General features: G+C 59.4%; 34 protein-coding genes and 1 pseudogene. 3 read left to right on the forward strand and 32 right to left on the reverse strand.

The genetic code is table 11. From position 1 onward, the window contains the following. Positions 1 to 5: 5 nt before the first annotated feature. The 26 genes and pseudogenes from ACILSL_RS21400 to ACILSL_RS21525 all read right to left on the reverse strand — a co-directional run bounded on the left by ACILSL_RS21400 (position 6) and on the right by ACILSL_RS21525 (position 19,077). Positions 6 to 1,055, reverse strand: a complete 1,050-nt coding sequence (locus ACILSL_RS21400; protein WP_395734102.1) for a head maturation protease, ClpP-related — start codon at positions 1,053 to 1,055, stop codon at positions 6 to 8. Positions 1,056 to 1,084: 29 nt separating this feature from the next. Beyond that, positions 1,085 to 2,704, reverse strand: coding sequence for a phage portal protein (locus ACILSL_RS21405; protein WP_395734103.1), 1,620 nt, complete (start codon positions 2,702 to 2,704; stop codon positions 1,085 to 1,087). 5 nt (positions 2,705 to 2,709) lie between these two features. Beyond that, a complete protein-coding gene (locus ACILSL_RS21410) occupies positions 2,710 to 3,051 on the reverse strand; it encodes a hypothetical protein (protein ID WP_395734104.1) in 342 nt (113 codons plus the stop codon). A gap of 23 nt (positions 3,052 to 3,074) precedes the next feature. After that, on the reverse strand, positions 3,075 to 3,383 hold the full coding sequence (locus ACILSL_RS21415; protein ID WP_395734105.1) for a hypothetical protein: 309 nt from the start codon (positions 3,381 to 3,383) through the stop codon (positions 3,075 to 3,077). Next, positions 3,334 to 3,786, reverse strand: coding sequence for a hypothetical protein (locus tag ACILSL_RS21420; RefSeq protein WP_395734106.1), 453 nt, complete (start codon positions 3,784 to 3,786; stop codon positions 3,334 to 3,336). Before ACILSL_RS21420 ends, ACILSL_RS21415 begins: the two co-directional genes overlap by 50 nt. A gap of 8 nt (positions 3,787 to 3,794) precedes the next feature. Beyond that, positions 3,795 to 5,609: a terminase gpA endonuclease subunit gene (locus tag ACILSL_RS21425; protein ID WP_395734107.1), complete on the reverse strand. Its 1,815-nt coding sequence runs from the start codon at positions 5,607 to 5,609 to the stop codon at positions 3,795 to 3,797. After that, a complete protein-coding gene (locus ACILSL_RS21430) occupies positions 5,606 to 5,986 on the reverse strand; it encodes a hypothetical protein (RefSeq protein ID WP_395734108.1) in 381 nt (126 codons plus the stop codon). Before ACILSL_RS21430 ends, ACILSL_RS21425 begins: the two co-directional genes overlap by 4 nt. Further along, positions 5,983 to 6,687, reverse strand: coding sequence for a hypothetical protein (locus ACILSL_RS21435; RefSeq protein ID WP_395734109.1), 705 nt, complete (start codon positions 6,685 to 6,687; stop codon positions 5,983 to 5,985). Before ACILSL_RS21435 ends, ACILSL_RS21430 begins: the two co-directional genes overlap by 4 nt. 530 nt (positions 6,688 to 7,217) lie before the next feature. After that, the gene (locus tag ACILSL_RS21440; RefSeq protein WP_395734110.1) at positions 7,218 to 8,906 is read right to left on the reverse strand and encodes a hypothetical protein; all 1,689 of its coding nucleotides are present in this window, start codon (positions 8,904 to 8,906) and stop codon (positions 7,218 to 7,220) included. Then, positions 8,903 to 9,586 (reverse strand): AAA family ATPase, encoded by a 684-nt coding sequence (locus tag ACILSL_RS21445; RefSeq protein ID WP_395734111.1) that lies wholly within the window; start codon positions 9,584 to 9,586, stop codon positions 8,903 to 8,905. Before ACILSL_RS21445 ends, ACILSL_RS21440 begins: the two co-directional genes overlap by 4 nt. Positions 9,587 to 9,722: 136 nt before the next feature. Further along, entirely contained in the window at positions 9,723 to 10,928 is a 1,206-nt protein-coding gene (locus tag ACILSL_RS21450) for a CHC2 zinc finger domain-containing protein (RefSeq protein ID WP_395734112.1), read from the reverse strand. 48 nt (positions 10,929 to 10,976) lie between these two features. Then, positions 10,977 to 11,234 (reverse strand): hypothetical protein, encoded by a 258-nt coding sequence (locus ACILSL_RS21455; protein WP_395734113.1) that lies wholly within the window; start codon positions 11,232 to 11,234, stop codon positions 10,977 to 10,979. A gap of 568 nt (positions 11,235 to 11,802) precedes the next feature. Then, positions 11,803 to 13,260 carry a ParB/RepB/Spo0J family partition protein gene (locus tag ACILSL_RS21460; RefSeq protein ID WP_395734114.1) on the reverse strand — a complete coding sequence of 486 codons (1,458 nt, stop codon included), beginning with the start codon at positions 13,258 to 13,260 and terminating at the stop codon, positions 11,803 to 11,805. 5 nt (positions 13,261 to 13,265) lie between these two features. Beyond that, positions 13,266 to 13,541 (reverse strand): hypothetical protein, encoded by a 276-nt coding sequence (locus tag ACILSL_RS21465; RefSeq protein WP_395734135.1) that lies wholly within the window; start codon positions 13,539 to 13,541, stop codon positions 13,266 to 13,268. Between the two features lie 172 nt (positions 13,542 to 13,713). Continuing rightward, positions 13,714 to 14,055, reverse strand: a pseudogene (locus tag ACILSL_RS21470) (DNA cytosine methyltransferase); the annotation flags it as partial. Further along, positions 14,006 to 14,845 carry a hypothetical protein gene (locus ACILSL_RS21475; RefSeq protein WP_395734115.1) on the reverse strand — a complete coding sequence of 280 codons (840 nt, stop codon included), beginning with the start codon at positions 14,843 to 14,845 and terminating at the stop codon, positions 14,006 to 14,008. The gene ACILSL_RS21475 and the pseudogene ACILSL_RS21470, both read right to left, overlap by 50 nt. Continuing rightward, positions 14,842 to 15,099 (reverse strand): hypothetical protein, encoded by a 258-nt coding sequence (locus ACILSL_RS21480; RefSeq protein WP_395734116.1) that lies wholly within the window; start codon positions 15,097 to 15,099, stop codon positions 14,842 to 14,844. The genes ACILSL_RS21475 and ACILSL_RS21480 overlap by 4 nt, the downstream gene beginning before the upstream one ends. Further along, positions 15,096 to 15,371, reverse strand: a complete 276-nt coding sequence (locus ACILSL_RS21485) for a hypothetical protein (RefSeq protein WP_395734117.1) — start codon at positions 15,369 to 15,371, stop codon at positions 15,096 to 15,098. The genes ACILSL_RS21480 and ACILSL_RS21485 overlap by 4 nt, the downstream gene beginning before the upstream one ends. Then, the gene (locus tag ACILSL_RS21490) at positions 15,368 to 15,703 is read right to left on the reverse strand and encodes a hypothetical protein (protein WP_395734118.1); all 336 of its coding nucleotides are present in this window, start codon (positions 15,701 to 15,703) and stop codon (positions 15,368 to 15,370) included. The genes ACILSL_RS21485 and ACILSL_RS21490 overlap by 4 nt, the downstream gene beginning before the upstream one ends. Beyond that, on the reverse strand, positions 15,700 to 16,437 hold the full coding sequence (locus ACILSL_RS21495; RefSeq protein WP_395734119.1) for a hypothetical protein: 738 nt from the start codon (positions 16,435 to 16,437) through the stop codon (positions 15,700 to 15,702). The genes ACILSL_RS21490 and ACILSL_RS21495 overlap by 4 nt, the downstream gene beginning before the upstream one ends. A 2-nt stretch (positions 16,438 to 16,439) precedes the next feature. After that, positions 16,440 to 17,063, reverse strand: coding sequence for a hypothetical protein (locus tag ACILSL_RS21500; protein WP_395734120.1), 624 nt, complete (start codon positions 17,061 to 17,063; stop codon positions 16,440 to 16,442). Next, complete coding sequence (locus ACILSL_RS21505; protein ID WP_395734121.1) at positions 17,063 to 17,419, reverse strand: hypothetical protein; 357 nt, start codon at positions 17,417 to 17,419, stop codon at positions 17,063 to 17,065. The genes ACILSL_RS21500 and ACILSL_RS21505 overlap by 1 nt, the downstream gene beginning before the upstream one ends. A 50-nt stretch (positions 17,420 to 17,469) precedes the next feature. Further along, positions 17,470 to 17,958, reverse strand: a complete 489-nt coding sequence (locus tag ACILSL_RS21510) for a hypothetical protein (RefSeq protein WP_395734122.1) — start codon at positions 17,956 to 17,958, stop codon at positions 17,470 to 17,472. Between the two features lie 158 nt (positions 17,959 to 18,116). After that, the gene (locus ACILSL_RS21515) at positions 18,117 to 18,338 is read right to left on the reverse strand and encodes a hypothetical protein (protein ID WP_395734123.1); all 222 of its coding nucleotides are present in this window, start codon (positions 18,336 to 18,338) and stop codon (positions 18,117 to 18,119) included. A gap of 72 nt (positions 18,339 to 18,410) precedes the next feature. Then, positions 18,411 to 18,779 carry a dATP/dGTP pyrophosphohydrolase domain-containing protein gene (locus ACILSL_RS21520; protein ID WP_395734124.1) on the reverse strand — a complete coding sequence of 123 codons (369 nt, stop codon included), beginning with the start codon at positions 18,777 to 18,779 and terminating at the stop codon, positions 18,411 to 18,413. Between the two features lie 31 nt (positions 18,780 to 18,810). After that, positions 18,811 to 19,077, reverse strand: a complete 267-nt coding sequence (locus ACILSL_RS21525) for a hypothetical protein (protein WP_395734125.1) — start codon at positions 19,075 to 19,077, stop codon at positions 18,811 to 18,813. Positions 19,078 to 19,161: 84 nt separating this feature from the next. On the opposite strand from ACILSL_RS21525, the gene ACILSL_RS21530 reads away from it, so the two are divergent. Then, on the forward strand, positions 19,162 to 19,368 hold the full coding sequence (locus tag ACILSL_RS21530; RefSeq protein ID WP_395734126.1) for a hypothetical protein: 207 nt from the start codon (positions 19,162 to 19,164) through the stop codon (positions 19,366 to 19,368). 103 nt (positions 19,369 to 19,471) lie between these two features. Here the strand turns inward: ACILSL_RS21530 and ACILSL_RS21535 are convergent, their stop codons facing one another. Then, positions 19,472 to 19,651, reverse strand: a complete 180-nt coding sequence (locus ACILSL_RS21535) for a hypothetical protein (RefSeq protein ID WP_395734127.1) — start codon at positions 19,649 to 19,651, stop codon at positions 19,472 to 19,474. 83 nt (positions 19,652 to 19,734) lie between these two features. Here ACILSL_RS21535 and ACILSL_RS21540 point away from each other — a divergent pair, with 83 nt between their 5' ends. Further along, positions 19,735 to 20,283 (forward strand): hypothetical protein, encoded by a 549-nt coding sequence (locus ACILSL_RS21540; RefSeq protein ID WP_395734128.1) that lies wholly within the window; start codon positions 19,735 to 19,737, stop codon positions 20,281 to 20,283. A 184-nt stretch (positions 20,284 to 20,467) separates the two neighbouring features. Here ACILSL_RS21540 and ACILSL_RS21545 read toward each other — a convergent pair whose 3' ends face one another. From ACILSL_RS21545 to ACILSL_RS21555, 3 genes are all read right to left on the reverse strand, one after another. Next, positions 20,468 to 20,854, reverse strand: coding sequence for a hypothetical protein (locus tag ACILSL_RS21545; protein WP_395734129.1), 387 nt, complete (start codon positions 20,852 to 20,854; stop codon positions 20,468 to 20,470). Between the two features lie 35 nt (positions 20,855 to 20,889). After that, on the reverse strand, positions 20,890 to 22,125 hold the full coding sequence (locus ACILSL_RS21550) for a hypothetical protein (protein ID WP_395734130.1): 1,236 nt from the start codon (positions 22,123 to 22,125) through the stop codon (positions 20,890 to 20,892). A 266-nt stretch (positions 22,126 to 22,391) separates the two neighbouring features. Continuing rightward, positions 22,392 to 23,018: a M15 family metallopeptidase gene (locus tag ACILSL_RS21555; protein WP_395734131.1), complete on the reverse strand. Its 627-nt coding sequence runs from the start codon at positions 23,016 to 23,018 to the stop codon at positions 22,392 to 22,394. A gap of 131 nt (positions 23,019 to 23,149) precedes the next feature. Here ACILSL_RS21555 and ACILSL_RS21560 point away from each other — a divergent pair, with 131 nt between their 5' ends. Beyond that, positions 23,150 to 23,416 (forward strand): hypothetical protein, encoded by a 267-nt coding sequence (locus ACILSL_RS21560; RefSeq protein ID WP_395734132.1) that lies wholly within the window; start codon positions 23,150 to 23,152, stop codon positions 23,414 to 23,416. A gap of 22 nt (positions 23,417 to 23,438) precedes the next feature. On the opposite strand, the gene ACILSL_RS21565 is transcribed toward ACILSL_RS21560, so the two are convergent. Both ACILSL_RS21565 and ACILSL_RS21570 read right to left on the reverse strand, forming a co-directional pair. Then, positions 23,439 to 23,678 (reverse strand): hypothetical protein, encoded by a 240-nt coding sequence (locus ACILSL_RS21565; protein WP_395734133.1) that lies wholly within the window; start codon positions 23,676 to 23,678, stop codon positions 23,439 to 23,441. Positions 23,679 to 23,696: 18 nt separating this feature from the next. Then, on the reverse strand, positions 23,697 to 24,268 hold a 572-nt coding region (locus tag ACILSL_RS21570; RefSeq protein ID WP_395734134.1), incomplete at its 5' end, for a hypothetical protein.

Genomic DNA, 24,268 nt, shown 5'->3' on the forward strand with positions numbered 1-24,268 from the left:
GGTGATCAGTCGGTGAGTTTGCCGCCGTCCTTGAAGAACTGAGCGCGGGCTGCGGCGCTGAGGGCGTTGAACTCGGCGCGGGTTTTGGTTTTGGCGGCATCGGCTCCGGCGCCGCCTGCGCCTGCGATGGGGGGATTGCCTCCGGCGGAGCCTGCGGCGCCGTTTTTAATGAGGGCGTTGAGGCGGGTGTTTTCGGCTTCAACGGCGGTGATTTTGTCGGTGAGAGTTTTGGTCTCGGCGGTGATGAAGTTTTTGAAGGCGGTCTTCACGGCTTCGTCTTCGAAGTCGATGACGACGTTTTTGTCTTTGGGTTTGTGGGCGTCCAAAGCGGCTTCGAATTGGGCTTCGGTGGCATCAGCCGGGATTCCGGTGACACCGAGGAGGGCGGCGAGTTTGATGAGGTTTTTCATGGAGATGCGCGGTGGCGTAGCTGGAGATGGGGTGTCAAAGAGGGCGGCGGGGAGCATGCGGAACTTGTTGGCCCACTTGGGCTGGAAGGCTTTGGCCTTGGCTCCGGTGATGATGCTGTCGGCGAAGCCGGCATCGACGGCTTCCTGGCCGAAGAACCAGGTGCCGAGCTCGGCTTTCATTAGATCGCGGATGGCGGTTTCGTCTTTGCCGGTGCGGGAGACGTAGAGGGAGACGATGCGGTCTTCGAACTGCTTGGTGATGGAGGCGGCGGCGGCGAGATCGTCGGTGTTGCCAACGGCTCCGCCGGTGACGCGGTGGATCATGACGCGGCCGTTTTCGGCGATGCGGATGGTGTTTCCGGCGAGCATGATGACGCTGGCCATGGAGGCGGCGAGGCCGGTGATGTTGACGGTGATCTGCGCGCCGGAGTTTTTGAGGGCGTCGTAGATGGTGAAGCCGTCATTGCAGTCGCCACCGGGGCAGTCGAGATTCAGCGTGATGTTTTGGATGCCGCTGACGGTTTTGAGCTGCGCGACGAAGTCTTTGGCGGTGACGCCCCAGTAACCGATTTCATCGTGGATGTCGATGGTGATGGAGTCGGCGGAGGCCGCATTGCGGGCGATGTTGAACCATGTGTTTTTCACATGGGTTCTGGTATGTCAAAGCGGGAGCATTAAGCCGCAGGCGCAGAAGCGGCGGCGAGATCGGCGGCGATGGTTTCGGGGCTGAGGGCGGCGACGAGTCCGGAGGCGGCCTGGAGTTTGGGGGATGGGATGGCGAGGATGGTGGCGATGGAGGCGGGGACGTTGACTTGTTTGCCGTAGTCCACCGCGTAGGCGACGAGGTCGATTTTTTCGCGGACGCTGGCTTTGCGGACGGTGTCGGCGTCGTGACCGTAGCGGGCTTCGATGTAATCTGCGGCGGTGAGGAGGTTGGCGTCCATGCGCTCCATGTCGCCTTTGTTGTCGCGGCCGAGATCGACGGAGGGATCGGGATCGGCGATTTGATCGACGGCGGCCCAGTCTTCGACGGTGGCGAACTGCTCCAGTGCGCCGCCTTTCATCATGGCATTGCCGATGACTTTTTCCCAGATCCACTGGAGGAGGGGCTGAAGGAGGAGGCGGAGGTTTTGGTGGGCGCGCCGGACTTGCTCGATGAGTCCCCGGTATTCGGTGCCGCCGACTTTGCCGCGCATGAAGATCCACTCGGGCGGATAGCCAAAGCCGAAGATGAAGGGGTAGAGGAGATCCTGGAGGATGTCGCGGAAGGGAACGGCTTCGGTGTTGGAGGTGAAGAAGTTGAAGGCTTCGTCGCTGGATAGTGGGAGGAAGACGGCACCTTCGCCGATCTCGACAAAGCGGCGGCCGGTGTCGGTGGCGGGGGTGCCGGTTTGCTCTGAGACCATGATGTTTTGCATGGACTTGAGGGTTTTGCCATCACGGGTGGTGGTGGCTCCCATGAGGGTGGAGCGGACTTTGGCGGAGTGCTTTCTGAGCGCCTGGAGATCGAGGTAGTCGAGGAGGTTTTCGTTGCTCTGGAAGACGGCGGGATCGCCGTGGTATTGATTGAAGCGGCGGTCGTTTTTGAGGTGGAAGATGGTCTTCTGGCCGAACTGATTGTAGACCTGGATGTCGGTGAACTGGGTGGGCTGGCTGTAGAGGGGTCCGGTGCTGGTGTTGATGCGGACGGTGGTGAGCTGATCGAGCTGATTGAACTTGAGGCCGTCCATCCAGCGTCCATCGGTCATTTGCGCGGTGGTTTGATTGCCGGAGGTGAGCTGATCGCGAAGGAAGGTCTGGATCTGGATGGCGCGGCGGGAGCGATCATGGAGGGACCACTGCTGGGTGGTTTCGTCTCCCATGACGATTTGCGGGAGGCATTCGCCTTCGCCGAGCATGGCGGAGAGCCAGCGGGGCTGGAGATCGTAGAAGGTTTTTTCTTTGCGGAGATCGACGGCGGGGCTATCTGCCCAGAGGCGGAAGTGGGCGGTGGCGGCTTTGGCGAAGTCGCGATTGGCGGAGACGGACTTCAGAGCGATGCCTTTGCCGGTGGCTTCACGGGGGAGGGACTGGCAGGCGTATTCAAGCTGGGGGATTTTTTCCTGCAGGAAGCGGGAGATCTGCACGCGATCGCGTGACTTCTGCATGCGCTCGATCTCTTTGGAGGACCAGGGCTGATAAATGGGATAGGTGCGGGTGCTGCCGGTGGAGGCGGGCAGGTTTCCGGCGGAGTTTTGGGCGACGGTCCGGGGTGCTTTGGCGGCAGTGGAGCGGGGTGTTTTGAGGCGGGCCATGGGCTTTAGGAAGCGGCGTTGTCGAGGGCGATGGCGGGGGCGGAGGTCCAGCGGATGCCGAAGGGTTTGCGGAAGGATTCGGCGGTGGCTCCGGCGATGAGGTCTTCGAGTTTTTCGATGGCGGCTTTGAGGGCGAGGCGGTGGTCTTCGGGGGTGGCGCTGCGAAACTGGAGGGTGCTGGAGCTGCCTTTGAAGGTGGTGGCGGTGACTTCGGCGTCGCCATTTTCGGCGAACTGCTCATAGAGTTCGTAGAGCCAGAGCTTCTGCGCGGTGTAGTCGGTGGCCGGGTATTTGTTTCTAGCGCGGAAGAGGTAGTCGTCGGTGAGCTCTGAGAGATTGGCAGCCATGGGGGTGGAGGGGTGTCAATGAATCAGGTGTTGATGGTATCTTCCTCAATCATCTCTTTCATTCGCATCAGCGCGCCAATCACTTCGTCGATGTCTTCAACAAGTGATTGGTGGGGGTCATTGCCCGCACGGAGAAGCTTTTTAATCGCGTGCTGCAATGCCGGATGCGTGATGCCGTATTGAAGCAGGATGCGGTATGGGTCTAGTTTTACACCGCCAAATAGCTTGTTGTAGCGTGGTGGCGTGGTGGCGTTGGGTTGGAGTAGTGGGGTAAGGTTTGGCTCATGGAATGAAGCGGTGGCTGATGGGCGCTGCGGTGTAAACGAATTCAAAGAGCTGCTCAAAAATGGTTTCGATGGTATGGGCCAGCGCTTCATCGAAGTAGTCGTGTTGCTCTTCAATCTCTTTGGCCTGGACTGCTTTACTCCTCATGACGTAGCAGGTGACAAAAAAGGAGGCAGCGTGAGTGAGCTCATGAACCATGATGGCGGGGTTCAATGCTTCACCAGCGAAGATGACGTAGCCGAGTTTGGTTTTGTTTTCGCTTTCGTAATCGCACCAGAACGCAGCGCGGGGCGGCCCGCCACCTGCTTCGATGATGTGGGGTGTTGAGGCTCCGGATGATTCGAGTATCTGGTGCATCTCCGCCAAAGTGGGGACGATGACGACGCCGATGGAGTGCGGGTGCTGGCCGGGGGCGAAGAGGAGCTCGGTGAGGAAAGGTGGTGTTTTCATGGGTTGGATTAAAACTTCAGGAGACCGGCGGCGCGGGCGATTTGGGAGCCGAGGAGTCCGTATTTGCCGCAGTCGCCGAGGTGGTCCTGGGGGATGCGTTTCCACTGGCCGGTCTGGCGGTCTTTTTGCTGGTTGCTGAGGCCCTCTTTGAGATCGTGGTCGTAGTCGATGGGGATGATGACGCGGGGGCCTTTTTTGCGCTGGATGCGGCGGCCGTAGAATTCGTCTTTGAGCTGGGTGTCAGAATAGGTGTAGAGCTTGAGGTCGGGACGGGAGGCGGCGCGGGTTTCGTTCCAGGTGCCGATGGCTTTGGGCTCGCCTTTGACGGGCCACCAGAAGCCGTCGCTGGCTTCGCAGACGTCGTAGACTTCTTCGGTGTTCCAGGAGGAATCCATGAAGCCTTTCTGGGGCTGGAGCTTTTGATTGGTGCCGGCCAGGTAATACTGGCGGGCCTGCATGAATTCTTTGGAGTTGAGTTCGCGCTCTGCGGTGACGCTGCCCCAGTCGATGTAGTAAAGATCGCCATTGGCCATGACGGCGATGACGGCCCAGTGGGTGGCTTTTTCGCCGGGGTCGGCGGTGAGGAAGATGACGGCGGGCATCGTGGGGACGATGCGGCGTGCGTAGTCTCCTTTGAGTGCCAGAATGTGTTTGTCCGTGATGTTGTAGGCTAGAATGGACCAGGGGAGGGCGAGGTAGCTGTTGTAGAAGTTTTGCAGGCCGGTGGTGATGAGATCGCCTTTTTCGAGGAACTCTTTGGCCATATCTCCAAAGGTCATCTTGGGGGCGTAGAAGGAGGGGACGCGGTAGCTGCGGTCTGAGAGAGGTGCGTTTTTATTGTGATGATCGACTTCGTATTTTTCGATCATGCCGAGCTTGTCGTCGTCGGTGATCTCGCAGCCGTGGTGCGGGCAGATGTAGCGGATGGTGCGGCGGACGATGTCGAGATCCCAAGAGCCATCGGCGCGGTGCGCGGCGGGGGACCAGATGAGGGAGCGGTAGTCATCGGAGACGGCGCGGGTTTGCTCTTCTTCGAGGACGTTCTCGAGTTCGTCGTCGGCGGCTTTTTCGCCACCCCGGCGGACTTCGAATTCAAAGGCGAAGAACTCGCCGCAGTGCGGGCAGGGAATGTGAAAGTGGGACTGGGTGCCGCGCAGGTAGGTCTTCCACGCGAGGTGATTCGGGGTGTTAGGCGTGAAATCCATCATCTGAAGTTCGAGGCCGCGAAATTCTTTGGTGCGCTCGAACGCGAGTTTGATGGGGTGGGCTTCGGGGGTCTGCTCTTTTTCGTGGTGCTGGACTTTGGCGGCTTCGCAGATGTAGACGATGCCCTGGGTGGAGCCGGAGGTGGAGGTGTCCGAATTGATGCCTTCGAAGACGATGTAGCCGCCGGACATTTCCATCGCGAGCTTGCGGAATTTGGAGGAGTCGAAGGGCTTGTGAATGCGCAGGGAGTGATTGGCTTCGATGAGGGCGCCGAGGCGCTTTTCGCTGATTTCAGTTTTGAGCCAGTCTTCGGAGTTGCCGAGGATGAGGCAGGGCATGGGAGAATGCGGGATGCGATAGGCGAGAATGAGGACGCAGCAGGTGGTCTTGCCCCACTGGGAACCGGCGGTGAGGGTGAGGGAGCGGACGCCGCTGGAGGGGTGGCCGCATTCCAAGATCTCGCGCATCATGGGACGGCGGCGTGTGCTGAAGGGCCCGGAGGAGGCGGGGGCCATGCTGGGGGGGAGCACGATGTTTTGCTCGCACCAGTCGGTGACGGGCGGGGCGAGCTCGAACGCGAAGTCTTCGCGGAGGAAGCTGGCGAGGCGGGAGCTCATGCGGCGCGGGCGGAGGGGTGGAGTTTTTCCAACCGCCGAAGAAGCCGGCCATTCAAAAAGTTTCCTGCGATGAGCTGGCCGCAATTCCATTCACTGGCGGCGTTTTGAAGGGCGATGAATTCGGGGTCTGCATCGAGGGTGTCCCACGTTTGAGTGCGACCGGCTGCGGTGATCATTGCGACGCGGCGCTGATTGATTAGATCGAAATGGGTGCTGCCGTGAACAGGGGAACTGAGCGGGATTTTTTTACAGGCTCGCAGATAGGAATTCCAGCGATGGCGGCGTGGATTGCGGATGCTGTCGAGGCAACGTCGAAGGTAGGTGCCAGGCTTCGGCAGCAGGTCGCTGTATTCTGGCCTGTCGAAAATTTCATTCATGCGGCGCGGGCGGAGGGGCAGAGCTGATCGAGGGCGTCGATGGCCTGCTGCAGCTGCGGATTGAAGCGGTTGAGGAGCCAGTTGTTGCCGCCGCGAATGGCGGTGGCCTGATCCTGGGGGTTCATGAGGGGCGCGGCTTCGGCTGGCATGTTTTGCATGAGATTGCGCAGGGGGATGAGGAAGCCGGAGCGGAAGGTGGCGAACTCATTGGCGGGGATGAGGCGGCGGGTGTCGATGAGCCACTGGGTGTGCTTTTGCAGCGCCTTCTCGTAGTCGGCGCGAAGCTTGATGAGCATGTTGGCGTGGACGCAGGCCATGGCCTGGTCTGGGGGGATGGTGGCGCCGAGCTTGTCGACGCCGCCGAGGCAGCGGAGCCACATTTCGAAGTGCTGGCTCCAAAGCATCCAGGAGGCTTTGAGCATGCGCTCGGGCTCGGCGAGCTGGGAGTCGGGGACGCGGAGCTCGGTGGGGAGATCGGGCGGGGCGAGCGGGGAGGCGGAGGCCATGACGCCGACTTGGGCCTGGCTCATGGGCTGTGTGACTGGCTGCGACACTGCCGCGATCATGGTGACCTGATTGAAGCGCTGCCAGTCGGGGTGATTGGCGGCAACGTGTCGCTGGGCGGTGCGCACGTCTTTGCCGATGCTCAGGGCATAGGCCCGGACCACCGCTGCCATCGCCCTGGATTTCGTTGCTGCCATGTCGCGTTTTACGACGGAGCGACAGTGTCAAAGCGAGAACGACACAGCTGGCGGCTAATTTGTCGCATCATGTCGCGTCGCGACATCTCCCAAAAACCTCAAGAGACATATAACCCGATTAAGGGGCGGGGTTGATTAAAAGATTCCTTCCCCCACCCCCGCCTGCGAAGCCCATAGGCACCACCACACCCACCACCTGACTCCCCCAACCCCCATCCTGACGGCATGCCCGTCAGCCCGCAGGCGTTACAAATCAATGCCCCCAGCTTCTCCTGACGGACTGACTACCTTCTATCCTCTCTTCTTCACCAAATCTCTATCCATAACAGCACACCACCCCACACCCATCCAGAAACGCCGCTTGTGCATACCAAGCCGCTCCTTCACCACGTCAGCCCGTCAGCATCACGTTCCACGGCCACAGTTTAGGCGTTCCACGCTGACGGACTGACTTTACTCGGTGCGTCAGCACCAGTCATCAAGCCGCATTTCCCTCACGCGCCGAATCGTGCGGCGCGCACCTCATTCCATCACACCGTCGGCGGCGCGATCACCCAGCCCTTCCAGTGCTCGGTATTCTTCCTGTCAATCCGCGTATCCCTCATCGCCTCATCATCATAGAGCCTGCCCAGCAGCACTCCGCACTTGCTCGAGTGCTGGAAAAGCTTCTTCGCCATCGTCGCCACACTGCACGTCCACCGCTTGTCATCGTTACACAGCAGCATCTGCAGCGTCTCCGCCCTGCCCCACCACAGCCGCAGCCGCGCCCCATTTGGGCCTGTCGCCACCTTGTCGCCATCCAGATCCCACAGCGACAAATCACGCCCCTCATCCGCATCATCACCCCCACCCCAGCTCCCCACACCCACCGACGTAAATCTCGCCATGTCCACCAGCCGCAGCAGCTCCGCATGCGGCGTATCATCAAACAGCCCCTCCTTAATGATCGGCGCATGATACTCCCGAAAGCCAAAGCGCGTCGCACTCCGCCCGTCCCCATAGCTAAGCATCTCCTCTGGAATCACGAACTCATTGAGCAGCCAGTCCAGGTAGCACGGCAGCTCCTCCGCCATCACCTCACGAAACCGCTTCTGGCTCTCGATGCTATCCCGCTCGATGATCGGCAGCGGCTTCTTCGCGCAGTGAAAAATCAAGACCTTGTCACCAAAGTCCCCCGTGATCAGCGGCAAACTCCGCAGCTTGTCCTTGTCATCATTCACCGAGATCGTCAGCCGCCAAAACGGACTCACCGAACAAGGCTCCGTCCGCATCAAACGCATCCGCTGCGCCGGATTTGCCACCACCTGCTTGATCTTCTCCGCCAGGCTCGTCCGGTCCATCGTCCTCTGACTCGGCAGCGGGATCTCCGACAGCATCAAGTGCTCCGCCGCAAACACATCCCCGTTGAACTCATCGCTCTCAAACAGAAACTTCGCCGGGTCCGCAAAGCGCCCGTAGCCACCCAGCAGCGGCGTGATGATCTGCTCCTGCAGCCGGTTCTTCCCGCACCCGGCCGGCCCCGTCAAAATCATCGCATGCCCCGCCCTCCAGTGCCCAGGCTCACCCTCACGGATCGCCCGCGCCGCCACCTGACACCACGCATGGAAATACACCGCCTGGTCCTTCCCACCCTCTCCAGACCGGTCCAGCAGGTTATCAATCAACAGCTTCACATTCTCCCACGTCCCCTTCACCGGCTCCACCATCACCGGCTCATGCTTCACCAGCACCTTCTCCCCCGAGTCCAGAGTGTGAATCCCGCTCCCATACCCCGGCAGCGACGGAATCACCCCATCCAGCGCCCGGTGCTGTCTCGCATGCATCAGCACCATCTTGCTCTCCGAAAGCATCTCCCCATCCCGCGCCTTGATCGCGATCATCCGACCCGGCAGCGACCGCATCGCATCCACCACAGCGTCCTTCGTCCACTGCGCCCATCGCCCATCCGGACCCCGCAGCAGGAACGCATCCCCACGCTCATGATTCCACCACAGCTTCAGCTCCTCACAAACCGCTGCCGCCTCAAAAAATTTCGGCGCCGCCGCACCACCACCGCTCTCAAAAGCCGCCTTCCCATCCGCCCCCGCCGCCATCTTCCCCCGGCGCGGATTCCCCCCAGCCTTCGCCGCCTTTTTCTCCTTCTTCACAGCACGCGCCTTCACCGGCTTCGCCACCGGCGCTTCGGGCTCCTCCGTCACATAGTCAGACTCATCACTCATGCCAGGGCCTCCTTCTCAGCCAGAAAAGCCGCACGTCTCACACGGTGCGCCTGTCGGATCGAAACATTCAGCGGCATCGCCACCATCTCCGGCGCAGCATCACACCCCAGAATCTTCTTCAAGATCAGCGCCCTTCCCTTCTCATCCAAAGCAGGCACCTCCAGCTGCAGCTCAAACCGCCGCACAATCGCCGGGTCCAGATCATCCAGACAATTCGTCGTCGCGATCACCGGCACCTCTGCCCCCTCAAGAATCCGCATCAAAGCAATCGTAATGTTCCGCCTCTCAGTATCAGCCCCACCATGCGAAGAAACCCGCCGGTCAATCCCCAGCGCATCGATCTCCTCAATCACCAGCATCGCCCTATGATGCTCCGCCAGATGAAACGCTTTCGACAAATTCCCCGCCGTCTCCCCCAGGTGTGAGGCGATCACATTGTGAGATTCCAAAATGCACCCCTGAAAGCCCTCCATGTATTTCAGCACCGCCCGCGCCAGACTCGTCTTGCCCGTCCCCGTCGGACCATGCAGCAGCAGCGCCCCCGGCGGCGGCAGTTCTGTCTCCCGCAGTTCCTCCGCATACTTCCAGCCCAGAATCCATTCCTGAATCTGCGCCCAAAGCACCTTCGGCAAAATCGGCAGCGGCCCCGGCTTCAGCTCCGTCAAAACAGAGCCCGTCATCCAGGCACAAGCATCCACATCTCCATCAGTCTTAGTCGGTAGTCTCTTCAAAATCGTCTCTCCTTCAAAGTTGGTTGGTTCAGTTCCGTTTTTTGTTCCCCTTTTTGCGCCTCTTGGCGGCCAATGATCCCCGCCGTCAAAAATCCCAGGCCCGCACCGCCGCCCGCACCTCCTCCAGCTCCAGCAGGCCCGGACATCGGACCAGGTCATTCACATCCTTGATCCCCTGCCCCTCACGGTCCTTCAGCCCCGGCTCCGCAATGCGCACCCGCTCAGCCGGCAGATCCCCCGCATACCATTGCTCCATGTCTTCTGGCACATAGATCGGCCCCACAACGAAGCACTCCACCGCCGCCCCCGCCTCCTGCAGCTGCGTCTGCCATCTCAGCGCCGCCTCCATGCCCGGCACCTTCCGCTTCCCCGCGTTCGCATCATCCTTCAGCGGGTCCGCATCCACCATGATCCGCACCCGACACCCCGCAAAGCACTCCAGCGCGTCCATCCGCATGCGGTTCCCCGCACCCAGCATGCACACCACCGCCACGCTCTCAAGCATCTGGAATCGCATGATCAAATCATAAGCCGCCAGCATGTCCGGCCCGCCCTCCACCAGCAGCACCCGTTTCCGCCCGTTCAAAGACGCCGCCCCCAAAGGCCAGCTCTTCCCCCGCGTGCTCCAGCTCTTGATCTCCCCGCCGTCCTGCTTCGGATACCGCCCATTGTCCAGCCGCCGAAACTCCGCGCAGTTCCGCGTCTCATCGGTCGCACACCAGCTCGGCCAGGTTCCCACATTCCGCCCGCGCCATTCCCCATCGCGGCCCCGCCACAGCGGCCACTCCGAAAACGCCGCCCGCCGCTGCACCCGCGCCGCATACCACACCGCCTCCGGATCAATCCCCCGCGCAGCCCCCAGCACCGCACACTCCTCCCGCTTTAAATGCCGCAGCCTCGGCAGCTCCGGCTTCACCGCAGCCACCTCCACCACCGGCTCCACCGCCCGCACCCTCCGCACCTCCGGCCGCGTCCACTCCACATTCTCACCCACATGCACCCCCGCCAGCGAAGCCAGGTCCATCAGCGCCGTCTTAAAATCACAGCCGCGAAGCTGCATCCAAAACGCAAAAACATCCCCATCCCAGCCACAGCCAAAGCAGTGCCCCCGATGCTCAAAGCCCTGCCGGCCGCCGATGTTAAACGAAGCCGACTTCTCCGCATGAAACGGGCAGTTAATCACCCACACATTAGCCCCTGCCTTCCTCATCGGCAGTCCGCACCACTCCACCACCCGCACCATCGGCGCCCGCGCAATAACCTCCAGTTTGATGTCTTCCCAGTCTCTCATATTGCGAGGCGTCTTTGGGGTCTCCTCAAATCTTCATCAACTCTGCCACTAGTGCCTGCATCTCCCCACGCATTTCAACATGCACATACCGCCAACCAGCAGCAGCATCAGCAGCAGCATCAGCAGCAGCAGCAGCAGCATCAGCAGCATCAGCAGCAGCATCAGCAGCAGCATCAGCAGCATCAGCAGCAGCATCAGCAGCATCAGCAGCAGCAGCAGCAGCAGCAGCAGCATCAGCAGCAGCAGCAGCAGCAGCAGCAGCAGCAGCATCAGCAGCAGCAGCAGCAGCAGCAGCAGCAGCAGCATCAGCAGCAGCATCAGCATACCACCGAAAATAATTGCCCCACAGCCCCTTGCCGATTTCATTTACCACGTCGCGTGCCGCCAGTGATGTTTCTTTATCGATAATAACAGCCAGCGCCTCCACCCGCTTCGCGTCCCCCTCTTTTTCAAAGGCCCGGAGCCGGACGGGGAGAATTGTCCTCACCGACCAGTCCGCCACCCGATACATCCGCTGCATCGTCTTGGCTTCATCCGCCGTGCCCAAAAGCTTCGGCACCAGTGGCAGCAGAGCTGCAGTGCGTTCCTTCCCTCCACCAGGCCACCAATTACCATCATTCAGCCGGATGGCCAGGCGGCGCAGCACGGGGCACACACATTCCAGTTCATCCGTCGCTGACCCGAGTTCCTCACCGTGACGGAACCGCCACAGCGCGACTGAGCATGCCATCACACAAGCCTGTCCCTTGCCGTAATCTCCAATGGCACCTCCCATCGTAAAGCGGCCCAAAAGTTCCTGTTCCTGATCGTTCAATCCTTCGATTTGTTGCATATTTAAGGCCGTCTCTCCGGCTGTCTGTTGAGTTAAAAAAACTTACTTCCCCGCCGCCGCCTCCGCCGCCAGGTCCAGCTTCTTCCCATCCAGCCCCAAAACCCCCGCCACCTCGCGGATCACCTTCTGCGGCTGATCACTCGCGTCACTCTCCGCGCACAGCAGCAGCAAGATCGCCAGCCGCAGTGGAGCCCGGTTCTTCGTATCACTCGCGATGAACTCAAGCGCCTCAGTGCTCGACGTAATGCCCCGCCAAGCGAGGAGCGCCTCTGAGTCTCGGTCTGTCGTGATCCGCGCCAGAAACGATTGCAGCGGCCTCCAAGGCCCACTCGTCATCGCATCCGTCGGCTTGGATACCAGGTGCTCATAGATCGCCCCCAGCCAAGTCTTGAGCCACACTCTCAGCCGCTCCGCTTCGTTCTCATCGACCAGCGAAACCGACGGCTGCTCTGAAGCATCCACAGGTGCTCCACCTTCATCAGGTTCAGACTCCGTTTTTGCGCCCGTTTTTGCGTCACTTTGCGGCAATTCCTCATCATCCTCATCCTCCCCACTCCCCACCGGAGCCGGCCGCACCGTCAGCGCATCCCGCATCATCGCGGCATTCACCAGCGTCACAAACCCCTCCGCATGCCGTGGCGCCGCGCACACATACACCGGCACCTGCAGACCCACCGCCACCGCCTCCCAGCTCCGGCCATCCGGGTCTTTCGGATAATACGACTCCCCCAGCTCAAACTCCGGCTGGGGCTGGCCCGAATCGCCGAGGACAAAATCCAGGCGGTCCTTCCACTCCACATAATTAAAACCGTCCACCACCTTCTTCTTCTTCCGCAGCTTCGCCTCCAGCTCCAGCCAGTCCTTGTGCCACTTCTCCGGCAGCACATAGCGCGCCTGAATGAACGCCTTCGCCTGACCATGCGCCATCGGCTCCCCCGTCTCCGGATCATTCAAAATCAAAGACGCAGCCTCGCGCCGCTTTTTCGGGTCCGCAATCGCCAGCAGCAGCTCCGCCGTGTTCACACTCAGCTCCCCCTTCGCCAGCGCACTCCGCGCCCCCGACGGCAGCAGTTCCCCCAGGTCAAACCAAAGCTGCGCCCGCTCCTCCGTCACCCCCATCATCGGCGCCAGATCCGCCGTCGTCATCCCCAGCCTCACGCCCGTCTCGATCGCCACGATCTTCTCCTCCGCATCCAGCGGCACCGTATGCCCGTGATCCTCCAGCAGAAACGCAAACGCCTCCCGCTCATCTTCAAAATGATGCACCACCTGCAGACATTCCGTCCAGCCCAGCTCCTTCATCCCCCGCGTGCGCCGGTGCCCTTTGAGAAGATAGTCCGCATCCGTGCGCTCCCACACATGGATCGCATCCTGCAGCCCCTCACGCCGCAGCGAATCCTTCAGCTCCTCCATCCCCCGATACACCCCCCTCCGCGGATTGATTTCCCATTCCATCACCCGCGCCAAAGAGCGCACCACCGGCAGTTTGATTTCGTTCATGATCGTCAGTTTTTGTGTTCGTTTTTTCCTGTCAAAAGTTTCCAAACTGTTGCTGCCAAGAATGGATTTTGGCCGTTCCCAATGGCCTTAAGTCGGTCCATGCCATCGGCCACATCATGAGGATTTCGTTTGAGGCTGGCGTAATCATCTTGTGAAAGCATCTCGCCGATTGCTCTTGAATATTGCCGTCTGCATGATTCCTCCGAATAAGCGACGAGAGGTTCCGAAAGGTCCAAGCCTTCCAGCATTGGGCAGTCGGGCGAAGCAGCGACAATCCACATGCGCTCTCCGTTTGAACACCCTCCCACGGAGAATCCGCCCAGACAGCAGTTGCGTCCCATGTAGCCCATCGAGGCCAAGTCTCCAATAACTCGAAGCCCCCCCCCGAAAAGCGAGAGCTGGTGAGTTTTCCACGAAGACGTAACTGGGTCGAACTTCGCCAATGATTCTTCGCATTTCCGACCAGAGGCCAGAGCGTTCACCTTCAAGCCCTGCCCCTTTACCACAGATACTGATGTCTTGGCACGGGAAGCCGCCAGAGACGCAATCCACCACGCCACGCCATGGGCGGCCGTCAAATGTTCGGATGTCGTCCCAGACTGGGAAGGGCGGCAAACATCCGTCGTCTTGCCGCGCAAGTAAGACGTTCCTCGGGTATTCCTCGATCTCGACTGCACAGACAGTTTTCCAGCCGAGGAGTTTGCCTCCGAGTATGCCTCCACCAGCGCCCGCGAAAAGAGCCAGCTCATTCATGGACCCTCCCCTCTTCACCCACCGCAGAAGCCGCCAGAGCATCCAGCCGTCTTCTCAGCCCCTGCGGACTCAGCCCGCGAAACTCCGCCTTCACCGGCACGCCATGGATCAGCTCCCGCACCTCCTCCGCCTTGGTTCCCGTCCCACCCAGCCGGTTCGCATTCCCCAGCTGCGCCTCCGCGTAGTTCGCCTTTGCCTCCGCCGACTTCTCAAACCAAAACTTAAAACTCCGCATCGTCCGGTGCTCCCGCAGCCAGCCACTCCGCAGGATCTCCGCCTTCAGCTTCACCAGCGCCGCGCACACCGCGCTCCGTTTGTTCTCCGCGCTCAGCTCCCACAGATCCCCGATCGACTCCATCGAAGGAAACACCCGTAAAATCACAAAGCCCCGGTTAAACGCATACGCCATCAGGCTCAGCCTCCGCCCCAGATACCACGGCTTCACAATGCCCCCGCGCAGAAACTCAAACACACACGCCGCCTCCTCACAGCGCGGCAGCCACAGCGACCCATTGCAGCACGCAATCACCGCCCGCATCTCCCGCCTCTCATTCGCATTCATCGGCACCGGCACCCCCGCCCTCGAAGCCATCGCACAAAAGCGCATACCAGCTTCCACCAGCGAAGGCCGCCCCTCAAAACACTGCGTCGTGATCGCCATCATGAGTTCATCCCGACCCACCTTCACATCCGGAGCCTGCTCCCTTCTGGAAGCCCACACCTCAAACGGCACATCCGCCAGCATCTCATCCGGCGCCGCCACATGCAGCGCATCGATTCCGATCCCGCTGCTCTCATGCAAAGCCGCCACATCATGATGCTCGTTGCTCATTGTGCCGCACCCTCCCGCTTCAAATAAAATTCCCGCATCTGCAGGACGCGTTTCTCCTCCTCGGTTGCCTGGTGCCACTGGTTCGCCGCATTCGTCAGCCACAGAATCTGCATCCGAAGTTCAAACTCAAAGGCCTCCGCGCTCAGATCCCGGCGCTCATGCAAGTCCGCCAGAATCCGCAGACTTTCACGCAGTTGGGACCGCACTATTTCCTTCCGCTCCTCCGGCATTAGTCCCATCGTGTTCATGCTCATGTCAGTTTCACCTCCGAAGCCTTCACATGTTTGCGCGACACCACACACAGCGCTCCCGCGTAGCGGCAGATCAGGTGCTTCCACTGGTCGATCACCCGCTTCACCATCACCAGATCCGGCGGATAGATCGAAACCCATCGTCCATCGATGTCCCGCGCCGCATCAAACACCCACTCCGGCGCCAGCACCTCGTCATTGACGATGGCATACTGCCCCGGCGAAGTGATGTGCATCAGCTTCCCCACCTCCGTTATTGCTTCCGGACCACTCATGCCGCGCTCCTCTCCATCTGCGTCTTCACGCTCTCAAACACCAGCTCCACCGCGCTGCGCAGCGTCAGCATCCCCAGGCTGCCCACCATGTCCTTCGCATTCGCTGCCGCGATCTCCGCCGCCAGCTCCTCCACACTCATGAACGCAGCGCCGCTGGCCCGCTGCGAAAGCCAGCCATGCAGACCATGCAGCGTGATCTTGTCCACCGGCCGTTTCGCGCAGGGGATGGACACCACGGGCAGCCCGTCTTCCTCAATCATCCGCGCCACTTCCTGCGGCCGGCATTCCAAATAGTTCGCCACCTGGGCCTTCGTGTAAAGCCCCTGGCTCATGCCGCCACCTCCTGCACGTCAGAGATCTTCACAAAAAAGCAGCGCGCATTCAGCTTTACGAGCGGCGGTTGCTCCTCGGGGTTCTTCATCAGCCAGCACCGCATGCTGTGCACACTGATCCCCCCGCGCTTCTTGCGCTCAGACTCCAGCCATTCCTTGTAGGGAATGCAGCCCGGAGGCACCGCCATGCGCCAGCCTTTTTTCTGGCCGCGCTTCGGCTCTGGCGGCGGCGGCAGTGTGCCCGTGGTGAAATCATTCAGGCACTGCTCCACGCGCTCCAGCACCGCCTTCTGAGGAAAACCCGTGCCTTCCCGCAGAAACTTCGACATCTGGGAATAGCCCACCCCCGCCGCTTTCGCGATTGTCGGGATGGCCGCCACATGCAAAGCCCGCGCTTCACACAGCCGCAGCCGCAGCGCCGCCCGCCATTGCAGTTCTTCCGCGCTCCGCTCCAGCGGTTTGTTCAGCGGCCCCTCATACTTGCGCGAAGGCTTGCGGCCCATGCTGCCAAAGCGCTTCTGCTCACGGCTCACCAGCCGTGGCCTCGGCTTGCGGCGCACTCCGTCCACGATCTCCACAATGCCATCCTTCGCCAGCACATCGCATTGCTTCTCGTCCTCCACATCCAGCCGCCCCACCCTGAACAGGTAAAAATTCATCTTCTTGTCATCCTCATGCTGTCCCGGCATTTCATACCAGAAGTAGCCATTGAAAGACATCTCCCAAGGTTTCATCCTCATACCAGCGCCCTCCCCGTCTGCTGTTGCTTTTGCAGCGCTTTCTTCAGCTCCGGCAGGCAGTCATTCACCGGCTGCAGATCCCGCAGCGCCATGCGCAGCATATCCTCCTGCTCATGCCGGCAGAGCGTCTTGCTCGCACTCTCCACCCACATCGCCGCACCTTCCGTCTGCTTGATGAGCGCGTCCGTGATGCGGATCATGCTCGCCAGATCGATCCCCATAAATGGCAGATCCAGCGGGTCCTTAGCAATCTGAAACGCAGGAGCAGGCGGCGTATTCGTAGGCCTAACACGTCCGCTACCAGGCCGGCAAGGAGGGGGACTTGCCAAGTCCCATTGCCCCTCATCCTCCGAATAAGCCACCGACCAGCGGTCAAGCGCCTTATCATCACGTCTCTTGATCCACAAAGCCACCTTGAACAGCACCACGACTAACCCGAAGGTGCAGAGACCCAAGACAGCACCCTTCATCCAGGGTGGCGTCTCCCCATGCATCTGGCATCCACTCATCAGCCAAAGCACCAGCGCCGCCAGCAGCACCATCAAAGCCGGACGCTCCCAGCGTCTTCTCGGTTCATACCGTGTGATGCCAGAGGAAAATCTTTGTTCAATCGGTTTCATCACTCAGCGCCCTCCTCGCGGCTTTTGGAAGAAAGCCTCTTGTTGAGTTCACTGATGAACTTCTCACGGCCATAAGCAGACTGTGGCCAATCAAGAGCCTCAATGGCTGCATGCAGGACATCATTCCTCAAATCAGGCTCTGCAAGAAGAGGTGAAAGCTCTTGGATAACCTGCGGTTTAAACCTGAAATTCTGATCTTCGTCGGACTGGTGCTCCCGCACTAAGGATAAGATCAAGTCTGCAAAATAGCCGCAGGGCGTTTGCACCGCGCAGCGCTCAATCAGTTCAATCAGTTTATCCCGCAGCTTAGCATCTGAAGCTTTGCGAATAGGTTCAATAGATGGCGTTGGTTCCATAAGATTCAGTCAGTTTCAGAAATTCAGCGCTGCCGGTTTCCGGTAGTGGGCTATTTTGAAAGCAGGGTTTCCAGCAGCCTAACTTCACGCACTTCTAAATTCTCATGGGAAAACGCTTCGAGATAGGGTCCATAAAGCCTCATCAAATCCTCGAACGACAACGGATCATGCCCGCTATCCATTCCCCGGTCTCTTCTCCACAGCATAGTCTTCCGCTTATCGTTGCCATGAAGAACGTTGGCAAGCCGATGATCCACAAGGGAATAGCCACTCTCGAAAGCAGAAGCCGGAGAAATCGACGTGTAGCCATCCTCATACTGAACCCAGTAACAACCATCCACCGGCTCATGCTTCCGGTAAAAATCGGCATCAAAGGCAATTGGATTAAACCTCGAGTCCTCTGGCATAAGAAACCCACCGGCAAATTCAACGGGCGGATTCGATCCGGTAGGATCATGAAGTTGAACGGCTTTGATTTTTAGTGCCCATACCTTTTTGTGGCACTGATATTGAGGCAATTGTGCTTGTGTATTATTCATAAAATATTTCCAAACTGACCCACTACCCGGTTTCCCGGCAGCGCGTTGTCAGCGTGTGGTGCTGCGTCCCTCGGGATTCTCGGCCCCGTCCCATGCGCGTTCCGTGTGCGAACGCTGCGTCTCCACCCCGCTCCAGGCTGGCGGGCCGCCTTTCTGCCTCAGAGCGGTTTCCCGCTCCGAAGCCAAACTTTCCGCGCCCAGGGATTCGCGAAGTCCGGAATGCCCCGCGGCAGATTCACCGGCTTCGGCACCCGCAGCGCTCGGGTCCGCTCCGCCGCCGCACTCAGTTCCCCGTGCAGCAGCAGCTCCCGCAGGCCCCGGCCCAGCGCCGGTCTTCTTCTCACCTGCAGATCCTCGATCAATGCTTTCGCGTGTTTCACGTTCTCTCCTCCGTGGTTTGGTGTTTGTTTTTTTGCTCTCAGCCCCGGCCATGCGGACCGGTTCAGAAATTCTTATTCATTACTGGGAGCGCCGGGTTGTAACCGGCTCTGGCTCTCATCAGCACTGCGCGTATGCTCGATCGCTTTACCCGCAGGAGCTGTCCGCCAGTCCGGCCATGTGCGGTTTTCGTTTTTGGTCAGCTTTGCCTCAATAGCCTGGGCAATTTCCCAAGGCTTGGCTCCAATGCGCCATGCTCCATCAAAGGCCAAAAGTATGACATCGACCCACTCTTCCAAGTCCATCGGGTCAGCATCAATTTCAGCGAGCTCTTTGCGGATGTGATCCAGAATGCCAAAGGTCCGGCAGCCGGGTCCGAAAGTCTTTTCAGAGAATTTAACTTGGCGCTCCAAGTGTGCAATCAGGTCATAAGGTGTATTCATATCAGTTCGTGGTCGTTTGTGGTTCCAAAACTCAGGCGGCCAGCGCCACTTTCGCGGGGGCCAGCTGCAGGCGCTCAAAGCGGTCGCGGCAGACGGGCACGGCGTAGAAGTTGTGGGTGCGGCAGCGCTGGAACCCGGCGCGGTGGAGCAGGCTCTTCGTCTTCGCCGTGCACTGCACATTCACCGTCTTCGGCGTCACACTGGCCGGCACAGCGGCCCAGTATTCCAGGATGGAGGCGTCTGAGGCTCCGTTATAGCCGTCTTGCAGGGAGGGGGATTCAGCCGTGGTCGGGTTCATCACAGTTTCAGGTTTTAGGTTTCAGGCGTTCTGCGGTTTATTTCCGCCTTGCTCCGCAGGTCCGGCTTGTGCTTCACTGCCGGCATGGTTCGCATCACTCTCGACATTCAGGCCACCGCGCCGCATCAGCGGAAGATCATCGGCGGCGTTACCGACATCATTGATCCCCTTCCGGGCGAGGAGGAACTGGCGGGTATAATCCGCCAGCTTCTCACGGAATTTCTGCCGGCCGCCTTCGCTGATCAGGGCATCCACATGTCCTTTGATTTCGATCCGAACTTCCCAGAATAAATCTGGCCTCATCAGCCGCCAAGGCAGGCATGAGCCATAGATCGCCAAAGTGGTGCAGGTGTTCATATCAGTAGGTGGCAGTTTGTGGTTGGGAATTTCAGTTTCAGGCAGCCTTCTTCTCGGACTCTTCAGACTCGATGATCTGCTCCGACTTCTTCAGCAGCACTCTTCTCACGAGCACATTGACGGACACGCCAAGTCTCAGCGCCTCACGGGAAAGCGCGGCACATCTGTCATCAGGCAGGTTCAAGTCTTCAGTGATCGTTGTGGTGGCCGTTTTCATGTTTCGTGAAGAATAATTTCACATTATGGGAAATTGGCAAGCCTAAATTTGACTTTTCGTTAAATTAGTTTTACTTCCGCACCATGACCCCCGCAAAAATCGACGCCTGGCTCACCAGCATGGGCAAAGACCGCCAATGGCTCGCCGACAAACTCGGCATCCGAATGGGCACCCTTTACAATGGATTCTCCAAAGGCTTCAGCCCCCGCTCCATCAAAGCCATCAGCGACATCATGGCCGCTGAAGCCAGTGCTGCTAACCATTTCGAGGTCAACTTCACCGCGCAGGAATTCGAGCAGATCGAACGCGCCCGTAAACTCCTCGGCATTTCAACCCGCAAACTCTTCTACGAAGAAGCCATCACCGGCTTCGCAGACGAAGTCATCGCCCGCGAAGCCCAGGAGCTTGCCGAAAGCACCAAAGCCACCCACTTCCCAGAGCGCTCCAATCTAATCGCCATGGTGGCCGAAGAACCGCCTAGCGGCACCACGGCAGATCCTTACCGGGCAGCAGCGAAGCAGTTTTATGCGGAGAATTCCCCTGCATCGCCGCCATCCTCTCAAGGCACCGGCACATCACCGTCTCATCGTCGTTCGCCTGCGCCTCCAGCGCCAAAGCGAGGAGGCAGTTGATTAGATACCTTTCTATGAGTGAGTTGGTTGCAGGCATGCGCCCTTTTAGGATAAACATTAATTTGGTAAAGAAATATTTTCCCACACCTTAAACTTTTCTCTGTCAGGATAAATAAACATTTAGTATCTACTCTGCACCAAAACCCACAAAAAAGCCGCTCAACCCGAGCGGCTTTTTTTATGTTCACTCCGTATCGAGCTGCTCACCCTTTGGCGTGAGGATCGAGGTGAACTCCCCGTCGGCATCAAAGGTGAAAAGCCAGGTCTCCCGCACCGGCCCACCCAGGCCATTGAGCGCCGTGAAGTCCAGCGCCGCATGCGCCTTGCCATCTTTGCCCCACACTTTCTGGCCGTTCCACTTGATCGTGGAAGGATCACGCACCACCGCCCGCACCGCACGTTTGCATTTGGCCACAAGCATCTCTCCATCCAGGTATTCCCCATCGTCTGCAGCCCGCCTATCCGGCAGCGGTTTCACCCCTGCAAACTTCAACACCGCCACACCCCAGGGCGAACTCAAAAAAACGAGCACAGGGATGCAGGCCAGCAGAGTCCAGAACAGATTTTTCATCCCCTCAAGAAACCCATTAGGCAGAATCCGTCAAGTCACAGCCTGATCTCAAACCACCGGTCCCCGTCCTCCTTCCGCAGCGGCCTGCGGTAGCTTTTGCGGATCTCGCTCTCCGAATTCCCCGCCCACTCCGCCACCTGGCCGCGCCCATGCCCCTGCGCGAGTCGGTAGGAAATGTAGCTGTGACGCATCACATCCTGCGGCCATTCCGTGATGAGTCCCTTCGCCCTCAGCAGCTTCGCCACAAAGGCCTGATCATCCGCCCGCACGATGTGTTTGGCGATGCGCCTTCCCTGCGGTGAATTCGCTCCCCAGTAGCGCACCGGCGCCGTCATGCGCTCGTAGAGCAGCTCGCGCACATTGGGCGGGATCGGCACAAAGCGCTGCTGCATCGTCTTCATCGCCACCTCCGCCCCCACATTGAGATACCCCTGCTCCCAGTCCCACATCGACGCCGTCACCCGCTTCATCTCAAACGGCCGCAGCCCCATCCAGCAGCCCGTCACCAGGTAATTGAGCGATTCATTCTCCTCCGCCGCCACCGTTTTTAAAATCCGCGCCCCTTGATCGATGCCCCAGATCTCCGGCACCCGGTCCGCTTCCTTGCGCCGCTTGATCACCTCCCCCGCGTGCGCTTCTTCCCGCAAAAGCATGCCCCATTGCCTGCAGCGATTGAGAAACGTCTTCCACGTCGCCAGCCGGTTGTTAAAATACCGCGCACCAGGCTCCGTGCCGTCCTCATTCAGCCGCGAAACAAACGCCTCCAGCATATCCGCGTCCACATCACACACCGACACCGTCCCAAAGCGCCCCACACCCGCCTCCAGCTCCTTGCGCATCCCGCCGCGATACAATACCGCCGACTTCTCATGCCCCGCCAGGAATCGAGCCACAGCCACCGCCACGCTGGTGCGGTCCAGCTTCCCATGCCCCGCTTTGATGTAATTCTCACAAGCCCGCACCACATGCCCAAAGCCACCCATGCGCGCAACCAGATCCTTCAACTGGTCCACCACCGCCGTCATCGATCGCTCCCCCGCCAAACCCCGCAGGCCATCCACCGCCTCCGCCTCCAGCACCGACACCGACCGCGTCCCCGCCATCCCTGCCAGCTCCCGCACTTTCTTCCGCGCAAATGCCAGCGCCCCCCTCTCACCCTCCAGCCGCATCTTCGTTGTCGTCACCGCCTTCCGGGCCTCCCGCCAATACACCTTGAAGAGCCCGTCGCTCCGCTCATAAATCTTCACTTCAGCCCCGCCAAAGCGGACCAATTCAACAGGTAATTTCCCAGCAGCCATTACCCACCTTTAACCACCAAACAGAGCCAGAAAAGGCCAAAAAAAGCCATTTTAAGCTAGGTATCCATTCCCACCTGCCACCCATTCCACTTCTTCATTTTCAATGATTTACACCCAAAATAAAGAAGTGGAGGCGAGGGGAGTTGAAGGGTTACTGTTTCCCAGTGAGCGGGCTGGCTTTGGGTGGATTACCCATCTTTTAACCATTGTGAGGTAAAAGTACCAGCTTGTTTTAAGCTTCATGCGAAGAAGTCGCGGCCGTCAGCTTTACGGCGGCGGAGTTCGGTGAGCATGGTTGATTCGGGCATGCCTTGGGCCCAGGCGGGCCGGAGCTGGTAGTGCGGTTGATCTTGGATCGTTTTCCAATTCCCGCCCCATTCGAGGCCGAGATCGATGCCCATGGGGGCGATGGCTTTGTATTTGGGGCTGTCTTCGAGGTATTTTACGCCTTCAAAAACGCCGATGTCGAAGGCGAGGCCGAAGTTGTGATTGCTGTAGCCGGCGGCGGCATTTGTGACTTTGGAGCCAGGCGCTGTGCGGCCCTTGGCGTAGAGCGCGGTCTGCTCTGCATAGGTGCGCAGGCCGGAGATGACCTTAATGGTGATGCCGGCGGCGGCCGCTTTGAGAACCAGGTTGCGAGCATAGGGCTGCACGCGAGGATGGAGGGTGGCGATGTTTTTCTCACTGCGAGGATCGACAACTGCGGCGGCAATGATTTCGCTGGCTGTTTTCCCTGATGGAGTCCGGCCAGTATCCTTCCCACAGATTTTTTCATGAATAGCCGTCCATGTGAGAATACCATCTTTACCATCTACTTTGAGGTCAAGACGGGCTTGCACGTCGCGTTTAAGAGTGTCGAGGGACATGAGAGCGGAGATGTGTCAAAGCTCTCCAGATGGCGAAAAAAACACCCCGGCTCCTTTCGGGGCCGGGGTGCTGTGAGTGCAGACGCTGCTTCGGGAGGCTAGTCACATAGCCTATCGCATGTTGTGGGGTAATGTGGTCACTTGCCTTCAGGCCGCTTATCGAGGCCCTTTTCCGCCAGGATTGCGGCGAGGTCGTCGATGTGCAGGCAGTCTCACATGCATGCGCCAGATACACCGGGAAGGATTGGAGCGATTTGCCCGTTGCAGTAATCATTGCCGGGGATGGCATCGTGAAGAATGCCGACAGCGCTGATTACAGGATGGCCATGGGTGCCCAGTTGAATGATCTTGTCGCCGTTTTTTGCTTCGCGTCCGTTTCTGTAATGCATAAAATGTAGATAGGGATTGGAGGTGGATGGATTATTTGCCGCTCGTGACCTCGACCGCCGGCGGATTGGTTGGCACAGCGAGCGCGCCGATGTCACGGATGTCGGCAGCTTCAGCTGGCGTCACGTAGCCCATGCGGGTGCCGATGGTGAGGAGCTTGTCGCCGATGGCTTCGTAGCGCTGGCGCTTGGCGGCCTCAGCGGCGGTTTTGGGAGTGTCGCAGCTGATGAGGGTGAGTGAGGTGAGGGCGGAGAGGATGAGGAGTGCTTTCATGACATCCCTGGTCGGGTGTCAATCTGCCGGTGGTTTATCCAGTCCGGGAATGCGCGCCTCGGTGTGGTCAGCAAGCTCCTTGGCCACTCTTTCTGCACGGCCAAAAGCCTGCTCTGTCACTGCGCGGATGAGGATGAAAAAGATACCGCTGATCAATGACCCTACGGCTACCAGAAAGATAGGCTTGACGTTGTAAGCGGCGAGCGATGGCATAAACATCGCCACCAGTGAGGGTGCGAGCGATCCGCCGAGCAACGAGAAAATAGCACGACCGATGGTGATTCTTCTCGTTTCGGCCTGAGGATTGAGCATGATGAGCCCGCCGCTCACGATCATCGCGCCAATCAGCGGCAGGAGAAGCACCATCAGGTCCAGCCTTTCGACGGTGGATTGTGGGGCTTCGGTAAGGATGACAGATGAAGCTGCGACTGTGATGGATGTGATGGCAACAACGAGGCTGTCGAGGGCGTGAGGGATATGGGAGGTCATGGACATATGGATGTTTAGCCGGTTGTTAAATTGAAAGCTGCCCGCCATCAGTTGAGGGTCACTATGCCGTCTGCACTCACCGTGAATGCCACTGGCGGGAT

This window comes from Prosthecobacter sp., from assembly GCF_044222345.1.
GTDB lineage: Bacteria > Verrucomicrobiota > Verrucomicrobiia > Verrucomicrobiales > Verrucomicrobiaceae > Prosthecobacter.

Coding starts and splice junctions, on each gene's coding strand:
- ACILSL_RS21405 (WP_395734103.1), bottom strand. CDS start 2,704: ATGGCCCGCCTCAAAACACCCCGCTCCACTGCCGCCAAAGCACCCCGG.
- ACILSL_RS21410 (WP_395734104.1), bottom strand. CDS start 3,051: ATGGCTGCCAATCTCTCAGAGCTCACCGACGACTACCTCTTCCGCGCT.
- ACILSL_RS21420 (WP_395734106.1), bottom strand. CDS start 3,786: ATGAAAACACCACCTTTCCTCACCGAGCTCCTCTTCGCCCCCGGCCAG.
- ACILSL_RS21425 (WP_395734107.1), bottom strand. CDS start 5,609: ATGAGCTCCCGCCTCGCCAGCTTCCTCCGCGAAGACTTCGCGTTCGAG.
- ACILSL_RS21430 (WP_395734108.1), bottom strand. CDS start 5,986: ATGAATGAAATTTTCGACAGGCCAGAATACAGCGACCTGCTGCCGAAG.
- ACILSL_RS21435 (WP_395734109.1), bottom strand. CDS start 6,687: ATGGCAGCAACGAAATCCAGGGCGATGGCAGCGGTGGTCCGGGCCTAT.
- ACILSL_RS21440 (WP_395734110.1), bottom strand. CDS start 8,906: ATGAGTGATGAGTCTGACTATGTGACGGAGGAGCCCGAAGCGCCGGTG.
- ACILSL_RS21445 (WP_395734111.1), bottom strand. CDS start 9,586: ATGACGGGCTCTGTTTTGACGGAGCTGAAGCCGGGGCCGCTGCCGATT.
- ACILSL_RS21450 (WP_395734112.1), bottom strand. CDS start 10,928: ATGAGAGACTGGGAAGACATCAAACTGGAGGTTATTGCGCGGGCGCCG.
- ACILSL_RS21455 (WP_395734113.1), bottom strand. CDS start 11,234: ATGCTGCTGCTGCTGCTGCTGCTGCTGCTGCTGCTGATGCTGCTGCTG.
- ACILSL_RS21460 (WP_395734114.1), bottom strand. CDS start 13,260: ATGAACGAAATCAAACTGCCGGTGGTGCGCTCTTTGGCGCGGGTGATG.
- ACILSL_RS21465 (WP_395734135.1), bottom strand. CDS start 13,541: ATGTGGATTGTCGCTGCTTCGCCCGACTGCCCAATGCTGGAAGGCTTG.
- ACILSL_RS21475 (WP_395734115.1), bottom strand. CDS start 14,845: ATGAGCAACGAGCATCATGATGTGGCGGCTTTGCATGAGAGCAGCGGG.
- ACILSL_RS21480 (WP_395734116.1), bottom strand. CDS start 15,099: ATGAGCATGAACACGATGGGACTAATGCCGGAGGAGCGGAAGGAAATA.
- ACILSL_RS21485 (WP_395734117.1), bottom strand. CDS start 15,371: ATGAGTGGTCCGGAAGCAATAACGGAGGTGGGGAAGCTGATGCACATC.
- ACILSL_RS21490 (WP_395734118.1), bottom strand. CDS start 15,703: ATGAGCCAGGGGCTTTACACGAAGGCCCAGGTGGCGAACTATTTGGAA.
- ACILSL_RS21495 (WP_395734119.1), bottom strand. CDS start 16,437: ATGAAACCTTGGGAGATGTCTTTCAATGGCTACTTCTGGTATGAAATG.
- ACILSL_RS21500 (WP_395734120.1), bottom strand. CDS start 17,063: ATGAAACCGATTGAACAAAGATTTTCCTCTGGCATCACACGGTATGAA.
- ACILSL_RS21505 (WP_395734121.1), bottom strand. CDS start 17,419: ATGGAACCAACGCCATCTATTGAACCTATTCGCAAAGCTTCAGATGCT.
- ACILSL_RS21510 (WP_395734122.1), bottom strand. CDS start 17,958: ATGAATAATACACAAGCACAATTGCCTCAATATCAGTGCCACAAAAAG.
- ACILSL_RS21520 (WP_395734124.1), bottom strand. CDS start 18,779: ATGAATACACCTTATGACCTGATTGCACACTTGGAGCGCCAAGTTAAA.
- ACILSL_RS21525 (WP_395734125.1), bottom strand. CDS start 19,077: ATGAACCCGACCACGGCTGAATCCCCCTCCCTGCAAGACGGCTATAAC.
- ACILSL_RS21530 (WP_395734126.1), top strand. CDS start 19,162: ATGGTTCGCATCACTCTCGACATTCAGGCCACCGCGCCGCATCAGCGG.
- ACILSL_RS21535 (WP_395734127.1), bottom strand. CDS start 19,651: ATGAAAACGGCCACCACAACGATCACTGAAGACTTGAACCTGCCTGAT.
- ACILSL_RS21540 (WP_395734128.1), top strand. CDS start 19,735: ATGACCCCCGCAAAAATCGACGCCTGGCTCACCAGCATGGGCAAAGAC.
- ACILSL_RS21545 (WP_395734129.1), bottom strand. CDS start 20,854: ATGAAAAATCTGTTCTGGACTCTGCTGGCCTGCATCCCTGTGCTCGTT.
- ACILSL_RS21555 (WP_395734131.1), bottom strand. CDS start 23,018: ATGTCCCTCGACACTCTTAAACGCGACGTGCAAGCCCGTCTTGACCTC.
- ACILSL_RS21560 (WP_395734132.1), top strand. CDS start 23,150: ATGTGGTCACTTGCCTTCAGGCCGCTTATCGAGGCCCTTTTCCGCCAG.
- ACILSL_RS21565 (WP_395734133.1), bottom strand. CDS start 23,678: ATGAAAGCACTCCTCATCCTCTCCGCCCTCACCTCACTCACCCTCATC.